Here is a 19,326-nt window from a genome sequence, read left to right on the forward strand (position 1 = left end):
GTCGGCCCTCGTGCGGGCCGTTTCCCTCCCCCTTGATCTGGAGTCACCCCGCCATGCAGGCAGAACCGAAGAAATCGCTGGTGGGGACGGAGTACGAGGTCGAGGTCGGCCCGGTCGCGCACGGCGGGCACTGCATCGCCAGGACCGCCGAGGGCCAGGTGCTGTTCGTCCGGCACGCGCTGCCCGGCGAGCGGGTCGTGGCCCGGGTGACCGAGGGCGAGGAAGGAGCCCGCTTCCTGCGCGCCGACGCCGTCGACATCCTCGACGCGTCCAAGGACCGGGTCGAGGCCCCCTGCCCCTACGCCGGCCCCGGCCGCTGCGGCGGCTGCGACTGGCAGCACGCCAAGCCGGGCGCCCAGCGCCGGCTCAAGGGCGAGGTCATCGCCGAACAGCTCCAGCGGCTCGCGGGCCTCACTCCCGAGGAGGCCGGCTGGGACGGCACGGTGATGCCCGCCGAGGGCGACAAGCTGCCGGCGGGCGAGGTGCCGCAATGGCGCACGCGCGTGCAGTACGCCGTCGACGCCGACGGCAACGCGGGACTTCGCCGGCACCGCTCGCACGAGGTGGAGCCGATCGAGCACTGCATGATCGCGGCGCCGGGCGTCAGCGAGCTGGGCATCGAGGAGCGGGACTGGTCGGGCATGGTCTCGATCGACGCGATCGCCGCGACGGGCTCCCAGGACCGCATGGTCATCCTGGAGCCGCGCCCGGGCGCCCGCCTCCCCCTGGTCGAACTCGACCGGCCCGTCTCGGTCATGCGCGTCGACGAGCACGACGGCGGCATCCACCGCGTCCACGGCCGCGCCTTCGTCCGCGAACGCGCCGACGGCCGCACCCACCGGGTCGGCAGCGGCGGCTTCTGGCAGGTCCACCCGATGGCGGCGGACACCCTGGTGAAGGCCGTCATGCAGGGCCTTCTCCCGCGCAAGGGCGAGATGGCCCTGGACCTCTACTGCGGGGTCGGCCTCTTCGCCGGCGCCCTCGCCGACCGCCTCGGTGAGAAGGGCGCGGTCCTCGGCATCGAGTCCGGCAAGCGCGCGGTGGAGGACGCCCGCCACAACCTCGCCGACTTCCCCCGGGTCCGTGTCGAACAGGGCAAGGTCGAGTCGGTCCTCCCGCGCACGGGCATCACGGAGGTCGACCTCATCGTCCTCGACCCGCCCCGCGCGGGCGCGGGCCGCCAGACGGTCGCCCACCTGTCCTCCCTCGGCGCCCGCCGCATCGCCTACGTCGCCTGCGACCCTGCAGCCCTCGCCCGCGACATCGCCTACTTCCGCGACGGCGGATACCGGGTCCGCACCCTGCGCGCGTTCGACCTGTTTCCGATGACGCACCACGTGGAATGCGTCGCCATCCTCGAACCGGCCGGAAAAGCCGTCTGACCTGCGGGTTCGAGTGGTGTGCGGTGTGGGCGTTACGGGCGATATCTTGACGCTGAAATGACGCTCTCCGGGGTTGTTCGACACATACACCCCGGAGATCGGCCCCGGCCCCGGCCCCGGCGCCGCCCTGCGTGGGGCGGAAGCGGTGTTCACGGCCGACTCGGCCGACTCCCTCGCCGTCCTGTGGGGTCTGGGAGCCGACGGCGTCGACGGACGCGCGCTGGCCGCGGTCGGCATGGCGGACATCGCCTGCGGTCTGCTCGGTCCGGACGAGGGCATGCGTTGGCTGGCCAACCGTCCCGCGCCTCCGGCCCGAGTCGAGCGAGGCGTCAGAAACCAGACCGTCGAACTCGTTCGCAACACCACGCCCCGCGCCCGCGGCTGGGGCGAAGCGCTCGCACATGCGTGGCACCGCCGCGCCGTGTCCCTGACGCTGTATCGCGAGCACCTCGCCGAGGACATGGACCTCGACTCGGTTCTGGAATCCCTGCTGCACATGCACCACAACCGACTGCGCGGCCTGGACCGGGAGGACGAGCGGATCTGTCGTCGCTCGGTCCGTCAGTCAGCTCTCGCGTGGGCCGCCCGGGCGGGGGAGAGCCACTCATGAACCACGACGCGTCACCCACACCCACCAGGCCCGGCTGGGGCCAGTCCCTGTACTCCGGCGCGGCGGGAGCCGCCCTGCTGCACGCCGTCAGGACCCACACCGGCGAAGACGACACGGACGCGCTCCGGCCGTGGGCCGCCGCCATGGTCAAGGGCCCGATACAGGCCGCCCCGGAGGCATGCGGCCTGTACGAGGGCGCGCCAGCCGTCGCGTACGTCCTCAGCTTCACGCACACGGACACCGCCACCCGCGCTCTGGCGACCCTGGACGCACACCTCGCCGACGTCACCCGCGACCGCCTCAAGCGGGCGAACGTCCGCATCGACCGCGGCGCGCCGCCCAACCTGGGCGAGTACGACCTCATCAGCGGACTGACCGGCCTGGGGGCCTACCACCTGCACCGCGGTCACCGGACGGAACTACGAGACGTCCTCGCCTACCTGGTACGCCTGACTGAACCGATCACCATCGAGTCCCAGCTCCTGCCCGGCTGGTGGACCAGCGACAGCCCCGACCTGCGCCCGTCGCCGCGATGGCCCGGCGGACACGGCAACCTCGGTCTGGCCCACGGCATGAGCGGACCCCTCGCGCTGCTGGCCACCGCCGTGCGACACGGCCACACGGTGCCCGGACGGAAACGAGCCATCATCCGGATATGTGGCTGGCTCGACCAATGGCGTGACGGCACCGGCTCGCGCGCCTGGTGGCCGGGCTTGGTCACCCGGGCCGAACACCGACGCGGCGCTCTCCAACACCCGATACCCGGACGCCCGTCCTGGTGCTACGGCACTCCCGGCATCGCCCGCGCCCAACAACTCGCCGGCATCGCTCTCTGCGACCGCGACCGGCAACGCCGGGCCGAACAGGCCCTTGCCGGATGCCTGGCCGACGACCAGCAGCTCGCCCAACTCACCGACGCATCCATCTGCCACGGCTGGGCGGGGCTCATACAGACCGCCTCCCGGGCCGCCGCCGACGCCGTCGACGACGAACTCGCGGCGCATATGCCCCGCCTACGGGCCCGGCTCGATGAGCACCTGGACCACAGCGGACTGCCGGACGGTGTCGGCCTGATGGACGGCACGTCGGGCATTCACCTGGTCCGTCTCACCGACCCCGTCAACACGGCGACCACCGCCCCCTGGGACCGCTGCCTGCTCCTGGCGGGATGACGCTCGTGAACCGCACCCCACACCAGATCACCTGAGTACGCTCTGCCCCTGCCGTACGCACGGCCGGGCACCTTCCGGAAGGACGCGATGAACACCACCACCGGCGCCTCCCCCGAGGACCTGCGCAACCGCCTTGTCGACGCCATCCTGCAGCAGGACGTCTCCGGCCCTCGCGACGCACGCGTCGAAACCGCCATGCGGGCCGTACCTCGCCACGCCTTCCTCCCCGACGCGCCTCTTGAGGAGGCGTACGCCAACAAGAGGGTGACGATCAAGGAGAACCCTGACCAGGACACCCTCCCGCTGAGCTGTGGCTCCCCGCCCGACGTCGTGCACTTCATGCTGGTCCAGCTCGCGGTCCGGGAAGGCGACAACGTCTTTGAGATCGGGGCCGGCACCGGCTACAACGCCGCCCTACTCAAGCACCTCACCGGGAAGTCCGGCCAGGTCACCATGTGCGACATCGCCCCCGACGCGACGGCCTACGCACGCCGGATGCTGGACGCGAACGGGCACGCCGACGTTCGCGTGGTCACGAGGGACGGCGCGCTCGGCGCTCCGGAGTTCGGTCCCTACGACCGAATGATCGCGGCGGTCGGCATGTGGGACCTCCCCACGGCCTGATGGGACCAGCTCGCGGTCGGCGGACGACTCGTGGCCCCGCTGCGATGGCGCGGGCTGTCCAGGTCCGTGGCGTTCCGTCGGGAGAAGGACCTGATGCGGTCCGACTCCGTGAGGATGTGCGGCTTCCTCTCGGTGATCGGCCAGGATGGCGAGCGGAACGGCTACATCGACGACAACCGGCTCGTCAGGCTCTACTGGGACGTGGCCAGCCCATCGCCCCAGAGCTGCTGTGCGATGCCCTCAACCAACCGAAGTCGGTCGTCTGGACCGACGCGACGGTCGGCTCCGTCGAGTCCTTCGACGGCGTCTGGCTGCGCCTGAGCGCCACGGAACGAGCGACCTGCCGCATCACCGCGAAGGCCGAGGCGATGGAGGCTGGCCTTCACCGCCCCGCCTCACCCGCCCTGAGCCCAGCCCTCGTCGAGGCCGACTCCATCGCCTACCTCACTCTGGAGCGCACCGCCGAGCCTCAGGCCGCCGAACCCCGGTTCCGGCTGGGAGCCGTCGGCTACGGCCCGGCCGGCGCCGAACTCGCCGAGCGGATCTGCGCGCAGATCCGTGCCTGGAGCCCGGCCAGGACCGTCGAACCCGCGGTCACCGCCTACCCCGCGGACACACCGGACAGCGACCTCGCCGACGGAGCCGTGAATGACCGGCCGTCCGTGCGGATTGTCATCGCCTACTGACGCAGGCCGCGCCCGGCCGGCGGCAGTCGCGGCCGCGCCACCGAAACGCGAACAGAGCGGCGCCGGAACGCTGTTCAGTTCAGCGCGAGGTTCGACCCACAGTCAGTGCACCGCACGGCCTGTCGGCTCGGGTCGCCTACGGTGGTGGCCGCCGACTGAGCACCCGCAAATCCTGGTGGAATGATTTTGATTGAGGGAGAAACCGCACTGATGAGCGCTCTCCGCGCGAGCGGAAGGACGCCCGCCTACGCCCCGTCCGAAGACCTACATGAAACGAGCACCCGGCCGTCGGTATGCGGCGTGAATCCGAGATGTCAGAGATCGGCGAAGGCGCTGGCGAGGTGCAGCGGTTGCTGATCGCCCGGGAGTTGGAACCGGCCGGTTGACGCCAGCTCACTTCTTCCGGGTGAACCGGACGTCGAGGCCGCAGGAGAGGTCGGGGTCGTTGGATGCGCAGAGGGTCTTGCCGTCGTCCACTACGCTGAGATTGATTGTGCAGTCTTCCTGTGACTCCTTGCCGAAGGCGAGACCGATTTCGTCGCCGGAGCCCGCCTTTTCCGACGTACCGTACAGACCGTCGCCCTGATCGGCGAAGAAGGCCCAGCTTCCGGTGGCCTTCTCGCCCGGGCATCTCTCGTCCGCGAGGTTCTTCGAGTCGAGTCCCGAGGACGTGAACGCTCGGTCGGCGGAGAACGACAGTCGTTCGCCGCTCGACCCGGTCCAGTCGCCGACGATCCGGTCCGCCGAAACCCTCGTCCTCTTCGGGTTCTCGGAGGTGCATGCGGTAAGCACCAGGACTGGCACCAGCGACATCGCGAGTATCCGACCTCGCTTCAGTGGGGTCTTGAACACGATGGGATCCTATCTGTGGCGTGAGGGGATCAGGACTGCGGGCCGGGTCCGGTGCCGGACCCGGCCCGCAGTTCCCTATGGGTGCGTCTCGGCTATTCGAGCCAGGCCGAATAGTTGACAGACTGGTTGATCGGCCACTTCTCCTCCCACGAGAAGTCCTGCCGGGTCGCCGCTCCGAACGTGTCGGTGAAGGCGGGATTCCACGACCGCGGAATGACGTGGGTAGCGGAATTCCAGTCGGACAGATTCCAGGCGGTGAACTTGAGGGTGACCGAACCCTCCTTCTTGTTGATCGACTGGATCTTGGCCTTGCCGGACCAGGTGCCCAGGTAGGCGTCGGCCGAGTTCTTCGTGCCCACACCGCCGTTGGTCAGGACGCCGAGGACGTCATTGGCCGCGCCGCGCAGCGAGTTCGCCTTCCACCAGGGGCTGCCCGGCTCCGGGCCCCGATCCTTGTACTGGATGTCGACTTCGTTGGCGAACACCCCCTTGGTGCCCTCGCGAGCCTGGCCGACCATCTTGGTCCGCCACCCGGAGATGGTTTCGTCCTGGGCCAGGATCGAGGTGAAGGCGTCGCCACCGCGGAAGTCCTGGTGGTCGCTGAGCGGGTACCCGCCGCCCCACAGCCAGCCGAAGAACAGGGAACGTGACGTCTCCCACTGGTTCATCGCCTTCGGGTCCTGGACGATGCCCCAGTCGGGCAGGGATGCCAGCATCTCCTCCAGGCTCTTGGACGGCGGGTTGAACGGCAGGTCCCAGGACTTGGTGATGTAGTTGTACGTTGCCCCGGGCACCCAACCGTTGCTCTGTACTGCGCCGTTGCTGCCGCTGGATGCGGTGCCGCCCGTCCCTCCGGTGCCGGTGCCGCTGCCCGTTCCACCCGGGGACTGATGCAAAATGCCGGTGATGACGACGGGCGGGTCCAGGAAGAACAGGCCCGTGGGGTCGGTGAACGTCGCCGGATTGTTGTTGCTGTACGCGTAGCCGTTCAGGGTCTGCGGTTTGTCCGGTTCGAGCATCGGGTCGACGCTCAGGAACCGGCCGAGGCCCGGGTCGTACAGGCGGGCGCCGAGCTGGGTGAGCCCCGTCGTCTGGTCCGCGGTCTTGCCGAGGAAGCCCTTGTCGTCGGGCCAGGTGCCGGACGCCGTGCCGCGCTGGGCGCCGAAGGGTGACGTGTAGCGCTTGACGAAGGCCAGCGTGTCCGAGGCGATCGCCAGGCTCGACGTGCCGTGGTGGTCACCGGCGAGGAAGGTCAGCTTCGTGCCGGTGACGCCTGCGGTGGAGGTGCGGACACCGATGACCGTGTCGCCCGCCTTGTAGTTGCGGGTGCCGGACAGTGCCTTGGTGGCGCCGCCGCCGCTGACCTTGAGGTGGACCTCGGTCACACCGAGATAGAGCACGGTCTCACCGTCGGTGGTGGTGGCCCGCCGGATGAGCAGCTCACCGCTGGCGTCGTAGATGTATCCGGTGCCGGTGGCCGGCTTGGTGCCTGCGGCGGGTTCGCTCGCGGTGGCGGGCTTCCCCTCGCTGTTCCAGGTCAGGGTCTGGGTGGCCTGGGTGCCGGGCCGGGTCTCGGTGTTGCCCGTGTTGTCGTAGCCGTACGACACGGTCGTCGAGCCGGATGTCGTGGACGACAGTGCGTGTGGCTGGCCCTTGGCGGTACCGAAGTGGTAGTCGGTGGTGACATCCCCCGTCGTACTGTGGACGATCTGCTGGGAGCGCAGACCCGAGTCGTTGTACTGGTAGCTCGTCCAGTACGGCGCGGCCCCTCCGAGGTTGGCGGTGGTGCGGCCGGACGCGGCGCAGTCAGCGGTCTTCGGGGTCCATGCCTCGCTCAGGCGGCGGTAGCCGTCGTAGGCGAAGCACTGGTAGTCCTCCTTGCCGGTACCGCCCAGGGTGGTGCCGTCGTGGATCGAGGTGATGTTGCCGGCGTTGTCCTGGGTGTACTTCAGCTCCTGGAGCATGTAGCCGTGGACGTCGTCGGTGACGTACGACCGGGTGAGTCGGCGTGTGCCGGCCTCGTAGTCGTAGTTGACATACGCCTTCTTCGTGCTGGCCGGATCGGTGCCGAGAGTCAGCTGGCGCACATCACCCAACGGGGAGTAGGCAGCTCCCTGCAGATAACCGGCGGTGCCCTTGGCGGTCAGCACCTGACCCAGCGCGTCATAGGTGTACGACACGGTCTCCGAGGCCAGCCCGGCCACGGCGGGTGAGGCCGCCTGCTTGACCGTGCCGTCAAGGTTCCAGCCTGTGGAGAAGGACATAGTGCTGGGCACGCCCGCGGTGACCAGCGGGTCGTCGGTCGGCAGGATCAGCTGGTTGCCGGTGACCTTGTACAGGGCGTCGTAGCCGGTGACCTTCTGGGTGTATGCCTTGCCGGCGGCACCGCCTTCGTAGCGCACAGCCGTGTCCTGCTGACCTTTGGCCAGTGTGTCGAACGTCCAGGCCGCCAGCTTGTTGGCGTCGGTCTTGGACGTCTGCCACATGCCGGTCTTGCGTCCCAGGACGTCGTAGTCGAACAGGAGCACCTTGCTGCGGCTGTCGGTGGACTTGATCGCCTGGTCGAGCTCGTTGTACTCGGTGGTGGTGCTGCCCCTGTCAGGGTCGGTCTCCGACACCTGACGACCGAAGAGGTCGTACGTGTACGTCCAGGCGGACTGGTCGTGTGCGGTGATCGTCTTCTGCCGGTCGGCACCGTCGTAGGCGTAGCGGGTGGTCGTGTACGTGGTACCGGTCGGCAACGTGCCCGCGTATTCGCGGCGTTCGACGCTCTTGCCCGCGACGTTGCTGACCACAGCGTTGGCCGAGCCGCCGGCCGGGGCGCTGGTAAGGACCGTGTCGCCCTGGTAGGTGGTGTCGACCGACCACTTGGTGACGCCGTAGGTCTTGGTGACGGCCTTCTTCACCCGGCCCATGCCGTCGTAGACGCTGTCGGTCTGCTTGGGTGCCTGGCCGCCGTCGATCTGCACGATCGTGCTGGACGGCGCGGCCGTGTTGTCCCAGATGTCGGCCTGTGCGGTCACGGGCAGGCCGCGGCCGTCGTACAGGGTCTGAGCGATGACCCGGCCGCCCGCAGCGGACGGCGCCTGCACCTGGCGGGTGCGCAGAAGCGAGTCGTAGATCTCGTAGGTGGTGTTGTAGCCGGAGCCGTCGCCCTTGATCGAGGCGCTCGACACCCACGGCAGCGAGGTCGACTTGACGCTGTAGGCGTAGACGTAGTTCGCGGTCTTGCCGAGCGCGCGCAGCCGGTTGGGTAGCCAGACACTGGTGACGCGGCCGAGGCTGTCGTACTCGGACTCCGTGACCTTGCCGTTGACGTCGGTGACCTTCAAGTCGACGCCGGTGGCGAAGTCCTTGACCGTGGTGGTCTTGTAGCTCTTGGCGTTGCCGACGACGGTCTGGGTGAGCGGGCCGGCCGCCGTCGGCACGTAGTCCGTGGTGGACGTGACGACGTTGTTGGTGTTCTTCACCTGGGTGGGACGGCCGAGCGTGTCGTACTCGGTGACCGCGGTCTGCTGCCACAGCGGCTGGTCGTCGCTGCCGTAGCCCTTGGCGCGGCCACTCCAGCGGGCGTCGCCCTTGGTGGGCGTCTGGGTGGCTGACCAGGTGAGGGTGTCGTACGCGGTCGCCGTGTCGGAGACCACGTCACCGGTGCGGGTGTATTCCGCCGGCAGGTCCAGGGAGGTGTCCGCGACGGAGCACGCCCTGGCGACGATCCGGGTGCGCGACACCAGCGCGGTCACGTTGACCGCGTCGTTGCGGGCATACCAGGTGCGGGTGCACTTCTCGTCACCGGTCACGGAGTCGTCGCCGAGGTCCTCCGTGGTGGTGGGCAGGCCGTAGCTGTCGTAGGTGGTCTTCGTGGTGCGGACCCGGTCGAACGGCGTGAGCTTGCTGGTGACATTGGTGCGCGCGTGCGAGGCGCCGACGCGGACGTAGTAAGCCTCGGTGTCGGCGTACGACTTGTGCTGAGTGGCGGTCCGCTGCGACCAGGGGTCGTTGACCGTGCCGGACGCCTCGGTGGTGCCGTCGTAGGAGACGGTTTCCCGGGTGAAGCCGGCCAATGGCTCGGAATCGGTGATCGCGGCGGCCTTGACGCCGGTGACCGTGACTGTCTTGCGCTTGTCGGGGTCTGGGGTCTTGCCGTCGGAGCCGAGGACCCGGTCACCGTTCATGCCTCGCAGGAACACCGTGACCGTTTTCGTCTGGGTGCCGCCGGAGGGGCCGGTTAGGTGGGTTACCTTCTCGTAGCCGCGCCACTGGGACCAGGTGCGCTCCTTGGCCGGCGTCAAGGGGTCGTCGTTGTAGTGCCAGGCGCCCCCGCCGGAGTACTGGTAGGTGTGCTGGACCGCTTCCGAGCCGCCGAGCGGGTCGGTCGTGCGCACCGCGCTGACCGGGTACTTCTGGAACCAGTCGAGGATCGGGTCCTCGGCGCCGTAGGGCGACCAGTACACCGGGTAGCAGCGCGAGGTGTTCGTGTCGATCTTGGGCATGGTCTGTCCGGCTACGCAGTCGGCCGGCATGTAGTCGACGATGGTCTGCGCGCCGGTCTCGGACACGACCGTCTTCAGTCGCGGCCGCTCGAAGGACAGGATGTCGTCACTCGGGCTGTCCACACGGTTGGGAAGGAAGACGTGTGAGAACTTGACCGGGTCGAGGGAGAGATCGGTCCCGTGTTTGCCGGTGTGCTGGATCTCGTCCAGCCAGAGCGACTGGTCGGTGGAGTCGCCTGTGTCGCCCGGGTCGAGGTAGAGGTGCTTGAGAGTCCAGGCGTCGACCGGCGCGAAGGCAGGGGTGGCCGCTGACGCGTCCCAGGCGTAGGTGGTGACCCCGGTCAGCCGCTTGCGGGTGAAGAACGTCGGGCTGTCCAGGTACGGGCACTTGTCGCCGTCCTTGCAAATCCGGTCGAACGGTACGTCCGGCCAGTTGTCCCGGGTGTCCTCGGTGAGCGAGTCGCAGCCCGTGCCGGAGGCCAGGCAGCGCTCGGAGTAGCTGAAGGCGATCTTGTGGGAGGCGGCCGGGGCGCCGCTGAACAGGGCGTCGACGCGCTGCCCGTAGCGGATCTCCTTGAGGTAACCGCCGCGGGTGTACTGGGTGCCGGTGTCGTCGTCGCCGAGCTTGTCGTAGTTGTTGGTCTCGTCCTCGTACCAGTAGCTCATCGCGTTACCGTGGGTGTCCACGACGTAGTCGAGGTTCCACCGCCACGCCTGCTTCTTGGCGCGCTCGGCGAAGCTGCTGCCGGAGGAGTAGCCGGGCTCTCCCTCGTCGTCGCCGAAGACCGGCGCGGTCCAGACCGACTTGGTGCGGTCCTCGGTGCCGGCGCCCGGCAGCTTGTTCAGGCCGAAGACGTACGTGGTGCCGTCATTGGTGGTGACGGTCCAGTGTTCGCCGTTGTCGTCGCCGTTCTCCGCCCCGGTGTCCAGGGTGACCTTGGAGGCGTCGTCGTTCTTCAGCCGCCACTCGCCGGTGGTGTCGTCCTTGACCAGCTCGGTGGCCTTGCCGTTGAGGACGAGCGAGGCGTTGTCGTACTTCCAGCACAGGTCGAGCTCGGTGTGGCCGTCGTCGGAGCAGGAGCCGTACTTGCGCTCGATGTACGACGAGGTGATGTCGAAACCCTCACCGACCTGGGACCCCTGATTGTTGCTGGTGGCGGTGCGGCCGTCCACGCTGCCGGAGTCGTAGGAGATCTCCAGTTTCGGAGCTTGGCCCGCGGCGGGCTCGGGCGCTTTGAGCGGGTAGCTCCAGGTGAAGGTGCCGGAGCTGGTGCCCGCTTCCCAGGTGGACGACGCAGCCAGCGAGGTCGCCTTGTAGTCGCCGTCGACGGAGGCACTGCCGGCCGCGAGGGCCAGCATCATGGTCGGACCGGAAGTCGCCTTGGTGGTGGTCGACGAGGTGGGGGTAGCCGTCGGCGTGGGCTTCGCGGTTCTGCCGGGATTCCTGATTTTCGTCGGCTTCTTGGCGAACGTCAGGTCCGTGGTGATGCGTTCCTTGGCGCGGGAGTTGGTGAAGCCGATCGGCGTCGCTACCCGGCACTTGGCACTCTCCGGGCTCTGCGCGGCGCAGTCCGGCAGGCGCAGGACGGTGAGCCGGCCGGCCCAGTCGCCGCCATAGGCTGAGGCGAAGGCCGAGTAGTCGATGCCGAGCCTGGCCCGCCCGCCTGTCTCGGGGCTGGACACCTTCAGGACGACGCCCTTGACGCCGAGGGCCTTGGTTGCCTTCTGGTCCAGCACCTCGACAGTGACTGTCGAGGTGCGCGCGCCGGACACGGGCGGGGTGAGGGTGACCGGCAGGTTACCCGGCTCGGCTTTCGCGGAGCCGGAGGCGGGCAGCGTGAGGCGGGCCGAACCACTCGACGGCCATGTGGTGGTCCGGGCCCGGTCCTTGACGGCACGTTCGGCGGCCCTCTTGTCGGCCTGGGCCGCCGCCTTCACGACGGCAGCGGTCTTCGGGTCGGGCTTGCCCGTGAAGGGCTGAACCTTCTGGGCGCGCGGCTTGGACAGTGCGGGCCGGCCAAGTGGGTCGGCGGCGAACGCCGTCGAGGGGGCGAGCAGGCCGGGCAGCATACCGAGGCCGACGACGGCGCTGACGCGCCGCAGCCACGGCATCCGGGCTGGTCCGGTCCGGTCCGGGGCAGGCCGGACCCGGGGTTGGTGTCGCATGGAGTCCCTTTTCTGAGAAGTCCGAAAGGACGCGAGGGAATGGTCGGAAAGAGCGCAGGCCGCCGAAGGCCGCGGTCGGCGGTCGGCAGTCAGCACGTTCATGAGGCGCGCCGGCCGGCGTGCGGGCGAGCCGAACCGGCCCGGGCGCGGTGTGGTGCGCTCCGGGCCGGATCAGTGCAGTTCCGCCCATGACGGGCGGTCTGGATCAGACGCTGCCGAGGACCTGCGAGCGGATCTGGTCGGCAGTCATCGCGCCGGTCCACACGCGCAGCTCCTCCAGTGAGCCGGGCAGGTAGTTACCGGTAGTGCCGCCCTTGGTGCCGCGCCCGAGTGTGAGGGCGCCGCTGCCGTACTGCGGGGCGGTGAATCCGGACGCGGTGTCGGAGGGCTGGTCGAACTCACCCACGTACAGGTGGAGCCGGCCGTAGCGGGTCTCTGTCTTGGTCGCGTCGGCGGGGTCGGTCCACTCCCATGCCTCCTGGGCGTCGAAGACGCCGGTGACCTGCACCCAGGTGTCGGTCTCAGCGACATCGCCGCCGGGCACCTCGGCACTTTGGGCGACCTTGCCGTCGCTGCCGAGGGCGCTGCGGGTGAACTTCCACTGGTAGATCCCGTCGGCGGGCTTGACCACCCACAGCGCCCATGAGGATTCACCGGTGCTCGCCTGTTGTGCCGCGACCTGCGCCTGGTAACCGACCGGTTTGGCCGCCAGCTTCGCGGAGTCCAGCCGGACCCGGGCGGTGACGGTGAACGAGCCGCTCTCGTCGGTGACCGGTCCGGTGGCGGTGGCGTAGCCGGAGGTGCCGTCGAGGACCAGGGCGTTGTTCTCCGCGTCCAGGGTCGCGCCGGAGGACGACAGTGCCATGTTCGGCACCGGGTAGGAGGAGAGCTCCTTGATCTCGGTGCCGGTGGATGACGCGGCGTCCCACTGGGCGACCAGTTCGTTGGCGGGGACTCCGTTCTCCAGGAGCATGGCCTGCTGGGCGATCTCGCCAGGCGTCAGCACGCGCTGCCACACGTTGATCTCGTCCAGACGACCACGGAAGAACTCGCCGTAGTTACCGCCGGTCAGGGAACGGCCGAACTGCAGACCGCTGGTGGCGACCCACGGGGTGTAGGCGGTCGACAGGGAGTTGAGCACCACGGGCTGGCCCTGGGGACGGCCGTTGACGAACAGCTGGATGCTGTCGTTCGTCTTGTCGGTGTCGTTCTTGGTGTCGAAGACGGCGGACAGGTGCGTCCACACCTTCAGCGGCGGGCTCGTCGCGTCGCCCAGGGAACGCATGTATACCGCGCCGCTGCTGACGTCGGCAGCAGTACGGTTGAACACCCACTTCTTGTACGACGCCGAGTAGTACAGCGTGAACGCCGAGCCGGAGGTGCCCGGGGCAGCCATCACCACATGGGTCTGCGAGGCGTCCGTCAGGTACACCCAGGCCGAGACGGTGAAGGAGTCCTTGGTGTTCACGGCCGGGCCGGAGGTGCCCGCGTAAGCTTGCTGCTTTGCCGGGTCGGTGCTGTCCATCCACAGGGAGTAGTCCGCGTCGCCGCGGCGGGCGAGCGACGACCAGCCGGCGCCGTCCGTGTAGAGGGTGGCGTCGTGCCGGGTGCCCTCGGTCGCGGTGTCCTTGGCGACGGTGGCGCCCGAGCCGGGCACGCTGTCGTCGAAGTGCCAGGTACCGGACGGGCCGAGGGCCGGGGCGACCTTGAAGCTGAACTCGGCGGGCGTGCCCCAGCGGCTGCGCACGTCCTTGGCTTCTACCGACAGTACCTGGGTGCCGGCGAGCGATGGCGTGACGTCGGTGACGGTGACCGTGGATCCGGCCACGCTCTTGGTCTGCGCGGCGGAGCTGGTCAGCAGCCGCCAGCGGTAGCCGCTGATGTCGGGGTCGGCGGCGTTGGGCTTGAAGGTGAAGCTGCCGGCCACGCCCGGACCGCCCTTGCCGTCACACAGGTTGGCGGTGCACGCGGTGTACGGGCTGAGCGAGGTGATCGTCGGGGCCTTCGGGGCCGTCGAGTCGATCTTGAAATAGCACCAGCCGGAGTAGGAGGAGAACAGATCACCGCTCTTGCCGCCGTACGACCAGTGCGACTGGGTGCGTGAGCGCAGCCGGTACAGGCCGCCGTCGGCCCGGTTGGAGGTGCGCATCTTCTCCAGGGTGCCGTCCGGGTCCCAGCCGGTGTCCGGGCGGTAGCCGGTCCACACCTGGTGCCAGGCGGCGTCGTCACCGCGCTCGACCACGAACTCGGCCTGGAGATCACCCTCTTCGTCGCCCATGTTGGACTCGACCTTGGTCTGCACCCGACCCTGGACCATCGGGTCGACACGGGTGACGATCAGCGGGTCGGAGGAGGACGTCTTGCAGTAGGCGGTGGTGCCGTCGCCCGGGATGAGGCCGACGTCGGTCGGTACGCCGGGCTTGAAGGCGTAGTTGACCTTGAGTTCGGCGTTGTCGTCGAAGCGCTTCCAGGCCGCGGCGTCGGACTCGTCCTTCGCCCGCAGCATCAACGTCAGACGGCTGATCTTGCCGTCGGCGAAGCTACGCACGGTTGAGGTGAGGTTCTCGTCTGTCTCGTCCGGGTTGTCATTGAACTCGACCCACGAGTCCGGCTGTTCGGGCGAGCACTGGGTGCCGCGGCCTGCCGAGACGTATCGGTCGCCCATCTGGTCCAGCTGAGTGGGGCCGGGCCACCTGGTGCCCTCGGAGATGTTGTCGGTGCGTTCCAAGTCAACCCACTTGGCGTCGCAGCTGAACGACCAGGTCTCGTAAGCACGGAAAGTCGCGTCGAGAACGTACTTGCCCGCCAGTTTCGAGGGCGAGAACTCGAAGTACATCCGGTTGGTGTAGTTGTTGCCGCAGTAGTACGGGCCGGAGACGCTGCATCGGCCGACACCGTAGTCGCCGTTGAACTGCCAGAACTTGTCGCCGTCGGAGGAGAGCACGGTCCGCTCAGAGACGCCCAGGCCGACCGACGGGTCGATGTAGATGGGGTAGACGGTGTCCTGGCCGCGCAGCAGATGCAGGTCCGGCTTGACCGAGACGGTATCGCCGTCGACCTGCACTGGCATCACAGCACTCGTGTCACCGGCGCGCGGCTGGGTGCCCTCCTCAACCGGGTCGGGGACCTCGGCGGGAGCGGATGCCTCGTCGGACGTCACGAACTGAGTGCGCGTACCGGCTGCCGATCCCTCTACCTGGCTGGCGGAGTCCCACATCTGTCCCGCCGGGCCCTTGAAGACCGTGTTGCCGTCCGCATCGACCGCGCGAAGGCCGCCGCCCGCACCTGGTACGACATCCAGGCCGGAAGTCGACGCCCGCAGCACGATCCGTTCGAGGGCCGGATCAGCCGCCGCGGCCGCGGACTTGACCACGAGCACCTCGCGGTAACCCTCGGCCGTCGCGGTGAGCTCCAGGTCGACGCCCTTGAGAACCTCCGGGTAGACGGCCTTGGCACCATCGAGTCGTGGCTCGGGCAAGGTGCCCGGCCAACTCAGTTGCATGGCACCCTTGTCGTTGCCCAGCGTGACCATCGGAGATTCGCCGCCCCCGGAGAAGGACAGGTCCACTACGGCGGATTTAGGGCCCACGGCACCGTCAGCCCGACGTTCGAGGGTGGCGTCCACCGACTCCCAGGAACCGTCGTCGCCCTTCACCCGCTGCGGCACTGCCGACTGCACGAGCGTGTAGGTGTTGTCCGGGTTGGCCATCGTGGTCGAGTACTCAGTGCGCTCGCTGGTGACCTCGACCTGCTCCCCAGTGGCAGCCGCGCGCTCCGCTGCTGTGCGGTACGTCGTCTCCGGGGAGACGGACGCGGAGGGCGTGTCTGCGGATGTCGCCGCCGAGGCGGTCGCTGCGAACGTCGGCAGCGACACGAGCAGAGCCATTGACGTAATTCCGGTCGTCCACCAGCGTGTTCTTCGCCGGTCTACCCTGAATGCAGCACGCCACGACATACGCACACCCCCCGTTTTTCTCACCTAATTCTTACCTTCGGGGGTCAGTAGATACGCATGCACAAGTCAAGTGCAAGTGTGTACTCGATCACTGCTCACGGGGTTGGCGGGCACCGGGCGCTGACTGCCGCGTCGTGCAGACAGGTAGCCTTCCGGGTGAACAACAAAGCCGCCTAGGACTTCCGAGTCATGCTTCGCGAGGGCCCAACCTGCGTCAGAGGTCTGCCGATCGCGCTGGACAACAGGGGCAGTTCCTGTCCTTATGGAGCGCGGCGAAGAGGCCGAACATGCTGCGGCTGAAGCTGCCCGAGGGGCTGCGGGAAGAACTTTCCAAGGAGTACGCAGCCGCTCGCGCCAGGCACGCCAAGACACTGCTCGGCCTGGGCCGCTCGCAAGAGTTCCGGAATATCCGTAACGCGACACTTCGGCCTCTGTCGGCGGCTGGACCACGACGCCCCGGGCTCCATCGCGCATACCGTTGCTGACGTGAATGACCTCCAAGCATGGAGCAACTGGCCCCCACTCGTGCAGACTCCCAATGGGGTGCGAAGGCCCTTCCTTTACGCCACAGCCCCTTTACGGAAACGTCCACGAGGCGCGGGGATCCCGACGCAGACGAATCCGGCCGACATCCACGTCCGGGCCTGATAGCGATGTTGCTGTCGCAATTTGTGTAGTGCTCTTCTTCTCCTGGTCTCGCCCTACCCTCACGTGGTGCCGGAGTCGATCCGGTAGACGATCTTCCCGTCGGACTCGGTGAACCCGCGCGACTCGTGGAAGGCGCGTGTGCCCGGGTTGTCGCGGTCAGTCATCCATTCCACCCGGCTGCATCCTGGGCCCGCGGCGGCCAAGGCGCGTAGTTCGTCCATGAGGCGAGCACCGATGCCCTGCCGACGCAGGGCGTCGGGGACGGGCAGCGGGTGTGGCGAGAGGCCGAACAGGTCGAGGAGGACGGCGCCGTCGGGGAAGCTCGGCAGTAAGGTGTGGGCCGCGCGGACGGCCAGCGTGGTCTTGCCCAGGCCCGCGGAACCGGTGATCAGCCCGACGACGCCGACGCCCGGTGCGCTTTCCGTGTAGACCAGATCGCTCATCCAGATCAGCTCCTGCGAGCGGCCGGTGAAGTCCGCCACCCCGCAGGGCAGTTCGTGGAGTCCGGAGGCCGGACGGTTCCAGTGGTCTTCGAGCCTGCCGTCGCGGGCCAGCTCCAGGAAACGGGTACGGGTGTCGCCGTCGAGTGCCAGGGCGTCGGCCAGCGCGGTGACGGTCCGGTGCTGTGGTCCTCTGCTCCGGCCGCGCTCGATGTCCGACAGCGTGCGGGCGCTCACCCCCGACGCCTCAGCCAGTTGTTCGAGCGTCAGGCGCGCCGCACGCCGATGGCCGCGGAGCAGTGCGGCGAAGCCGTTCTGTGTGGTGATGGGTCACTCCTGCCGGGCACCTGCGCGACAACGGGCTCCCATGATGGAAGGCCCACAACCGCGCGGACACGGACGGCAGCGCACCCCGGCCGGGACCGGAGCGCACCCCGGCGGCTACCCGCCCTGTCGCAGTTCCCGGGGGCTGACCCCGTACTTGGCCTTGAACGCCCGGTTGAAGCCGCTGAGGTCGCCGAAGCCCGCGTCGAACGCGAGGGCCGAGATCGGCCGGTCGGCGAAGCACGCGTCCAGCAGCCGTAGCCTGACCTGTTCGAGCCGCCGGTCGCGGATGTAATGGGCCACCGTCTCCCGCTCGGGTCGGAAGAGCTTGTGCAGATACCGGGTGGAGATGCCGAACGTGGCCGCCACCTGGACCGGATCGAGTCCCGGGTCGGCCAGGTTCCGGTCGATGTGGTCCTTGATCCGTACCGGCAGGGTCCGCTGCAGGGAGCCGGCCAGCTGCCGGCTCTCGGCCAGCGGCTCGCCGAGCAGCGTGACCAGCAGATCGTTCGCCAGCGCGAGTGCACCGGAGTCCGGCGACCGGCTCAGGTCGTCGGCGTTCCTGGCCAGATCCAGCAGCGCACGGCGGGAGACCCCGGCCAGCCCGCTGCGGCCGTCCACCCGCCGGGCGGCGAGCCGCCGTTGATCCTGCTCGCCGAGCCGCACCAGGTGCTGCGGAAACGCGAACACCCACAGGTTGAAGGAGTCGGTGAAGTCCAACTCGAATCCCCGGCGCGACTCCAGGATCACGCAGTCACCCGGATCGAGCCGGATCCGGCTGTCGCCCTGCGTGATCCCGCCCGTCCCCTGCACCTGCATGCCGAGCAGCACGTAGTGGGCATCGGCTTCGTCCACGAGCCGCTGCGTGCGCGTCATCGACTGCGCGGTCGCCGCGATGTCCCCCACGGCCAGTCCGCCGACCTCATGGGCCCGGACCCTGCCCCCGATCGCCGCGCCCGGCTTTCCCGAGGGCTCGACACCTACGAAGGTCCGGGTGCAGGCATCGCGCCAGAACTCGGCCCGGTCACCGGCGACAACGCCCTCGAAGCTCAGAATGCCCGGCATGCCGCGAAGTGTACGTCCGCCTGGGCAGGGCGCCGTCTGGGCAGGGCGCCGCCTGGGCCGGGCGCCGTCCGAGCCGGACGCCGCCCGGGACGTGGTCGGACCCCGGTTCTGCGTGCTGTTCTGCGTGTTCACCCGCGCTGCGGATCACTTTGATGGGCGCACCGGGCAGGTGCGACGCCTGCCCATCCGGTCAGGAGAGCCCATGACGACAATCAGGAACGTCGTGCTCGTGCACGGCGGTTTCGTGGACGGATCAGGCTGGCAGGGGGTCTACGACCACCTCAGCGCCGACGGTTACCAGGTGGCCGTCGTCCAGAACCCCACGCTGTCGCTGGCCGGCGATGTCGCCGCCACCCGGCAGATCCTCGACGCCCTCGACGGCCCGGCCGTGCTGGTCGGTCATTCCTACGGCGGGGCCGTCATCACGGAGGCCGGCAACCACCCGAACGTCGCGGCACTCGCCTACATCACGGCGTTCGCCCCGGACAAGGGCGAGTCGGTCAGCACTCTGATCGCCGACCCGCCGCCGGGCGCACCGGTCCCGCCGATCCTGCCTCCCCGGGACGGGTTCCTGTTCCTGGACCGCGAGAGGTTCGCCGCCTCCTTCGCGGCCGACGTGCCCGGGCAGGAGGCGGCGTTCATGGCCGACTCCCAGGTCCCGTGGGGCGTCGACGCGCTCGACGGCACGGTCACCCAGCCCGCCTGGCAGACCAGGCCGTCCTGGTACCTGGTCGCCACCGACGACCACATGATCCCCCCGGCCGCGCAGCGCGCCATGGCCCAGCGAGCCGGGGCGACCGTCTCCGAGACACCCGGCAGCCACGCCGTCTACGTGTCCCGGCCGGCCGTCGTGGCCGCCGTCATCGCCCAAGCGGCACAAGGACCCGACGAGCAGTCGTGACACGCGGG

The 19,326-nt window shown here is 69.0% G+C and carries 11 protein-coding genes; 6 read left to right on the forward strand and 5 right to left on the reverse strand.

Annotation, left to right across the window (positions count from 1 at the left end):
• Nucleotides 1–53: 53 nt before the first annotated feature.
• The 5 genes from AB0D74_RS20665 (at nt 54) to AB0D74_RS20685 (ending at nt 4,474) form a co-directional block, all read left to right on the forward strand.
• The gene (locus AB0D74_RS20665) at nt 54–1,382 is read left to right on the forward strand and encodes a TRAM domain-containing protein (protein WP_362588587.1); all 1,329 of its coding nucleotides are present in this window, start codon (nt 54–56) and stop codon (nt 1,380–1,382) included.
• A gap of 73 nt (nt 1,383–1,455) precedes the next feature.
• The gene (locus AB0D74_RS20670) at nt 1,456–1,992 is read left to right on the forward strand and encodes a thiopeptide-type bacteriocin biosynthesis protein (RefSeq protein ID WP_362588590.1); all 537 of its coding nucleotides are present in this window, start codon (nt 1,456–1,458) and stop codon (nt 1,990–1,992) included.
• A complete protein-coding gene (locus AB0D74_RS20675) occupies nt 1,989–3,164 on the forward strand; it encodes a lanthionine synthetase C family protein (RefSeq protein ID WP_362588593.1) in 1,176 nt (391 codons plus the stop codon). Before AB0D74_RS20670 ends, AB0D74_RS20675 begins: the two co-directional genes overlap by 4 nt.
• 87 nt (nt 3,165–3,251) lie before the next feature.
• Entirely contained in the window at nt 3,252–3,788 is a 537-nt protein-coding gene (locus AB0D74_RS20680; RefSeq protein WP_362588595.1) for a methyltransferase domain-containing protein, read from the forward strand.
• Between the two features lie 368 nt (nt 3,789–4,156).
• Entirely contained in the window at nt 4,157–4,474 is a 318-nt protein-coding gene (locus AB0D74_RS20685) for a hypothetical protein (protein ID WP_362588598.1), read from the forward strand.
• A gap of 393 nt (nt 4,475–4,867) precedes the next feature.
• Here the strand turns inward: AB0D74_RS20685 and AB0D74_RS20690 are convergent, their stop codons facing one another.
• From AB0D74_RS20690 to AB0D74_RS20710, 5 genes are all read right to left on the reverse strand, one after another.
• Complete coding sequence (locus AB0D74_RS20690; protein ID WP_362588601.1) at nt 4,868–5,326, reverse strand: hypothetical protein; 459 nt, start codon at nt 5,324–5,326, stop codon at nt 4,868–4,870.
• A 92-nt stretch (nt 5,327–5,418) separates the two neighbouring features.
• Nucleotides 5,419–11,985, reverse strand: coding sequence for an RHS repeat-associated core domain-containing protein (locus tag AB0D74_RS20695; protein WP_362588604.1), 6,567 nt, complete (start codon nt 11,983–11,985; stop codon nt 5,419–5,421).
• 205 nt (nt 11,986–12,190) lie between these two features.
• The gene (locus tag AB0D74_RS20700) at nt 12,191–15,871 is read right to left on the reverse strand and encodes a LamG domain-containing protein (RefSeq protein ID WP_362588607.1); all 3,681 of its coding nucleotides are present in this window, start codon (nt 15,869–15,871) and stop codon (nt 12,191–12,193) included.
• Between the two features lie 776 nt (nt 15,872–16,647).
• Entirely contained in the window at nt 16,648–17,355 is a 708-nt protein-coding gene (locus tag AB0D74_RS20705) for a GNAT family N-acetyltransferase (RefSeq protein ID WP_362589065.1), read from the reverse strand.
• A gap of 114 nt (nt 17,356–17,469) precedes the next feature.
• A complete protein-coding gene (locus tag AB0D74_RS20710) occupies nt 17,470–18,417 on the reverse strand; it encodes a helix-turn-helix domain-containing protein (RefSeq protein ID WP_362588610.1) in 948 nt (315 codons plus the stop codon).
• Between the two features lie 202 nt (nt 18,418–18,619).
• Here AB0D74_RS20710 and AB0D74_RS20715 point away from each other — a divergent pair, with 202 nt between their 5' ends.
• Complete coding sequence (locus tag AB0D74_RS20715; protein WP_362588613.1) at nt 18,620–19,318, forward strand: alpha/beta hydrolase; 699 nt, start codon at nt 18,620–18,622, stop codon at nt 19,316–19,318.
• Nucleotides 19,319–19,326 lie beyond the last annotated feature (8 nt).

This window comes from Streptomyces sp. NPDC048278 (assembly GCF_040652195.1).
Lineage (GTDB): Bacteria > Actinomycetota > Actinomycetes > Streptomycetales > Streptomycetaceae > Streptomyces.

Bases quoted from the DNA above. Each gene is read 5' to 3' on its own strand.
- AB0D74_RS20665 (WP_362588587.1), top strand. From the start codon at position 54: ATGCAGGCAGAACCGAAGAAATCGCTGGTGGGGACGGAGTACGAGGTC.
- AB0D74_RS20675 (WP_362588593.1), top strand. From the start codon at position 1,989: ATGAACCACGACGCGTCACCCACACCCACCAGGCCCGGCTGGGGCCAG.
- AB0D74_RS20680 (WP_362588595.1), top strand. From the start codon at position 3,252: ATGAACACCACCACCGGCGCCTCCCCCGAGGACCTGCGCAACCGCCTT.
- AB0D74_RS20685 (WP_362588598.1), top strand. From the start codon at position 4,157: ATGGAGGCTGGCCTTCACCGCCCCGCCTCACCCGCCCTGAGCCCAGCC.
- AB0D74_RS20695 (WP_362588604.1), bottom strand. From the start codon at position 11,985: ATGCGACACCAACCCCGGGTCCGGCCTGCCCCGGACCGGACCGGACCA.
- AB0D74_RS20700 (WP_362588607.1), bottom strand. From the start codon at position 15,871: ATGGCTCTGCTCGTGTCGCTGCCGACGTTCGCAGCGACCGCCTCGGCG.
- AB0D74_RS20710 (WP_362588610.1), bottom strand. From the start codon at position 18,417: ATGCCGGGCATTCTGAGCTTCGAGGGCGTTGTCGCCGGTGACCGGGCC.
- AB0D74_RS20715 (WP_362588613.1), top strand. From the start codon at position 18,620: ATGACGACAATCAGGAACGTCGTGCTCGTGCACGGCGGTTTCGTGGAC.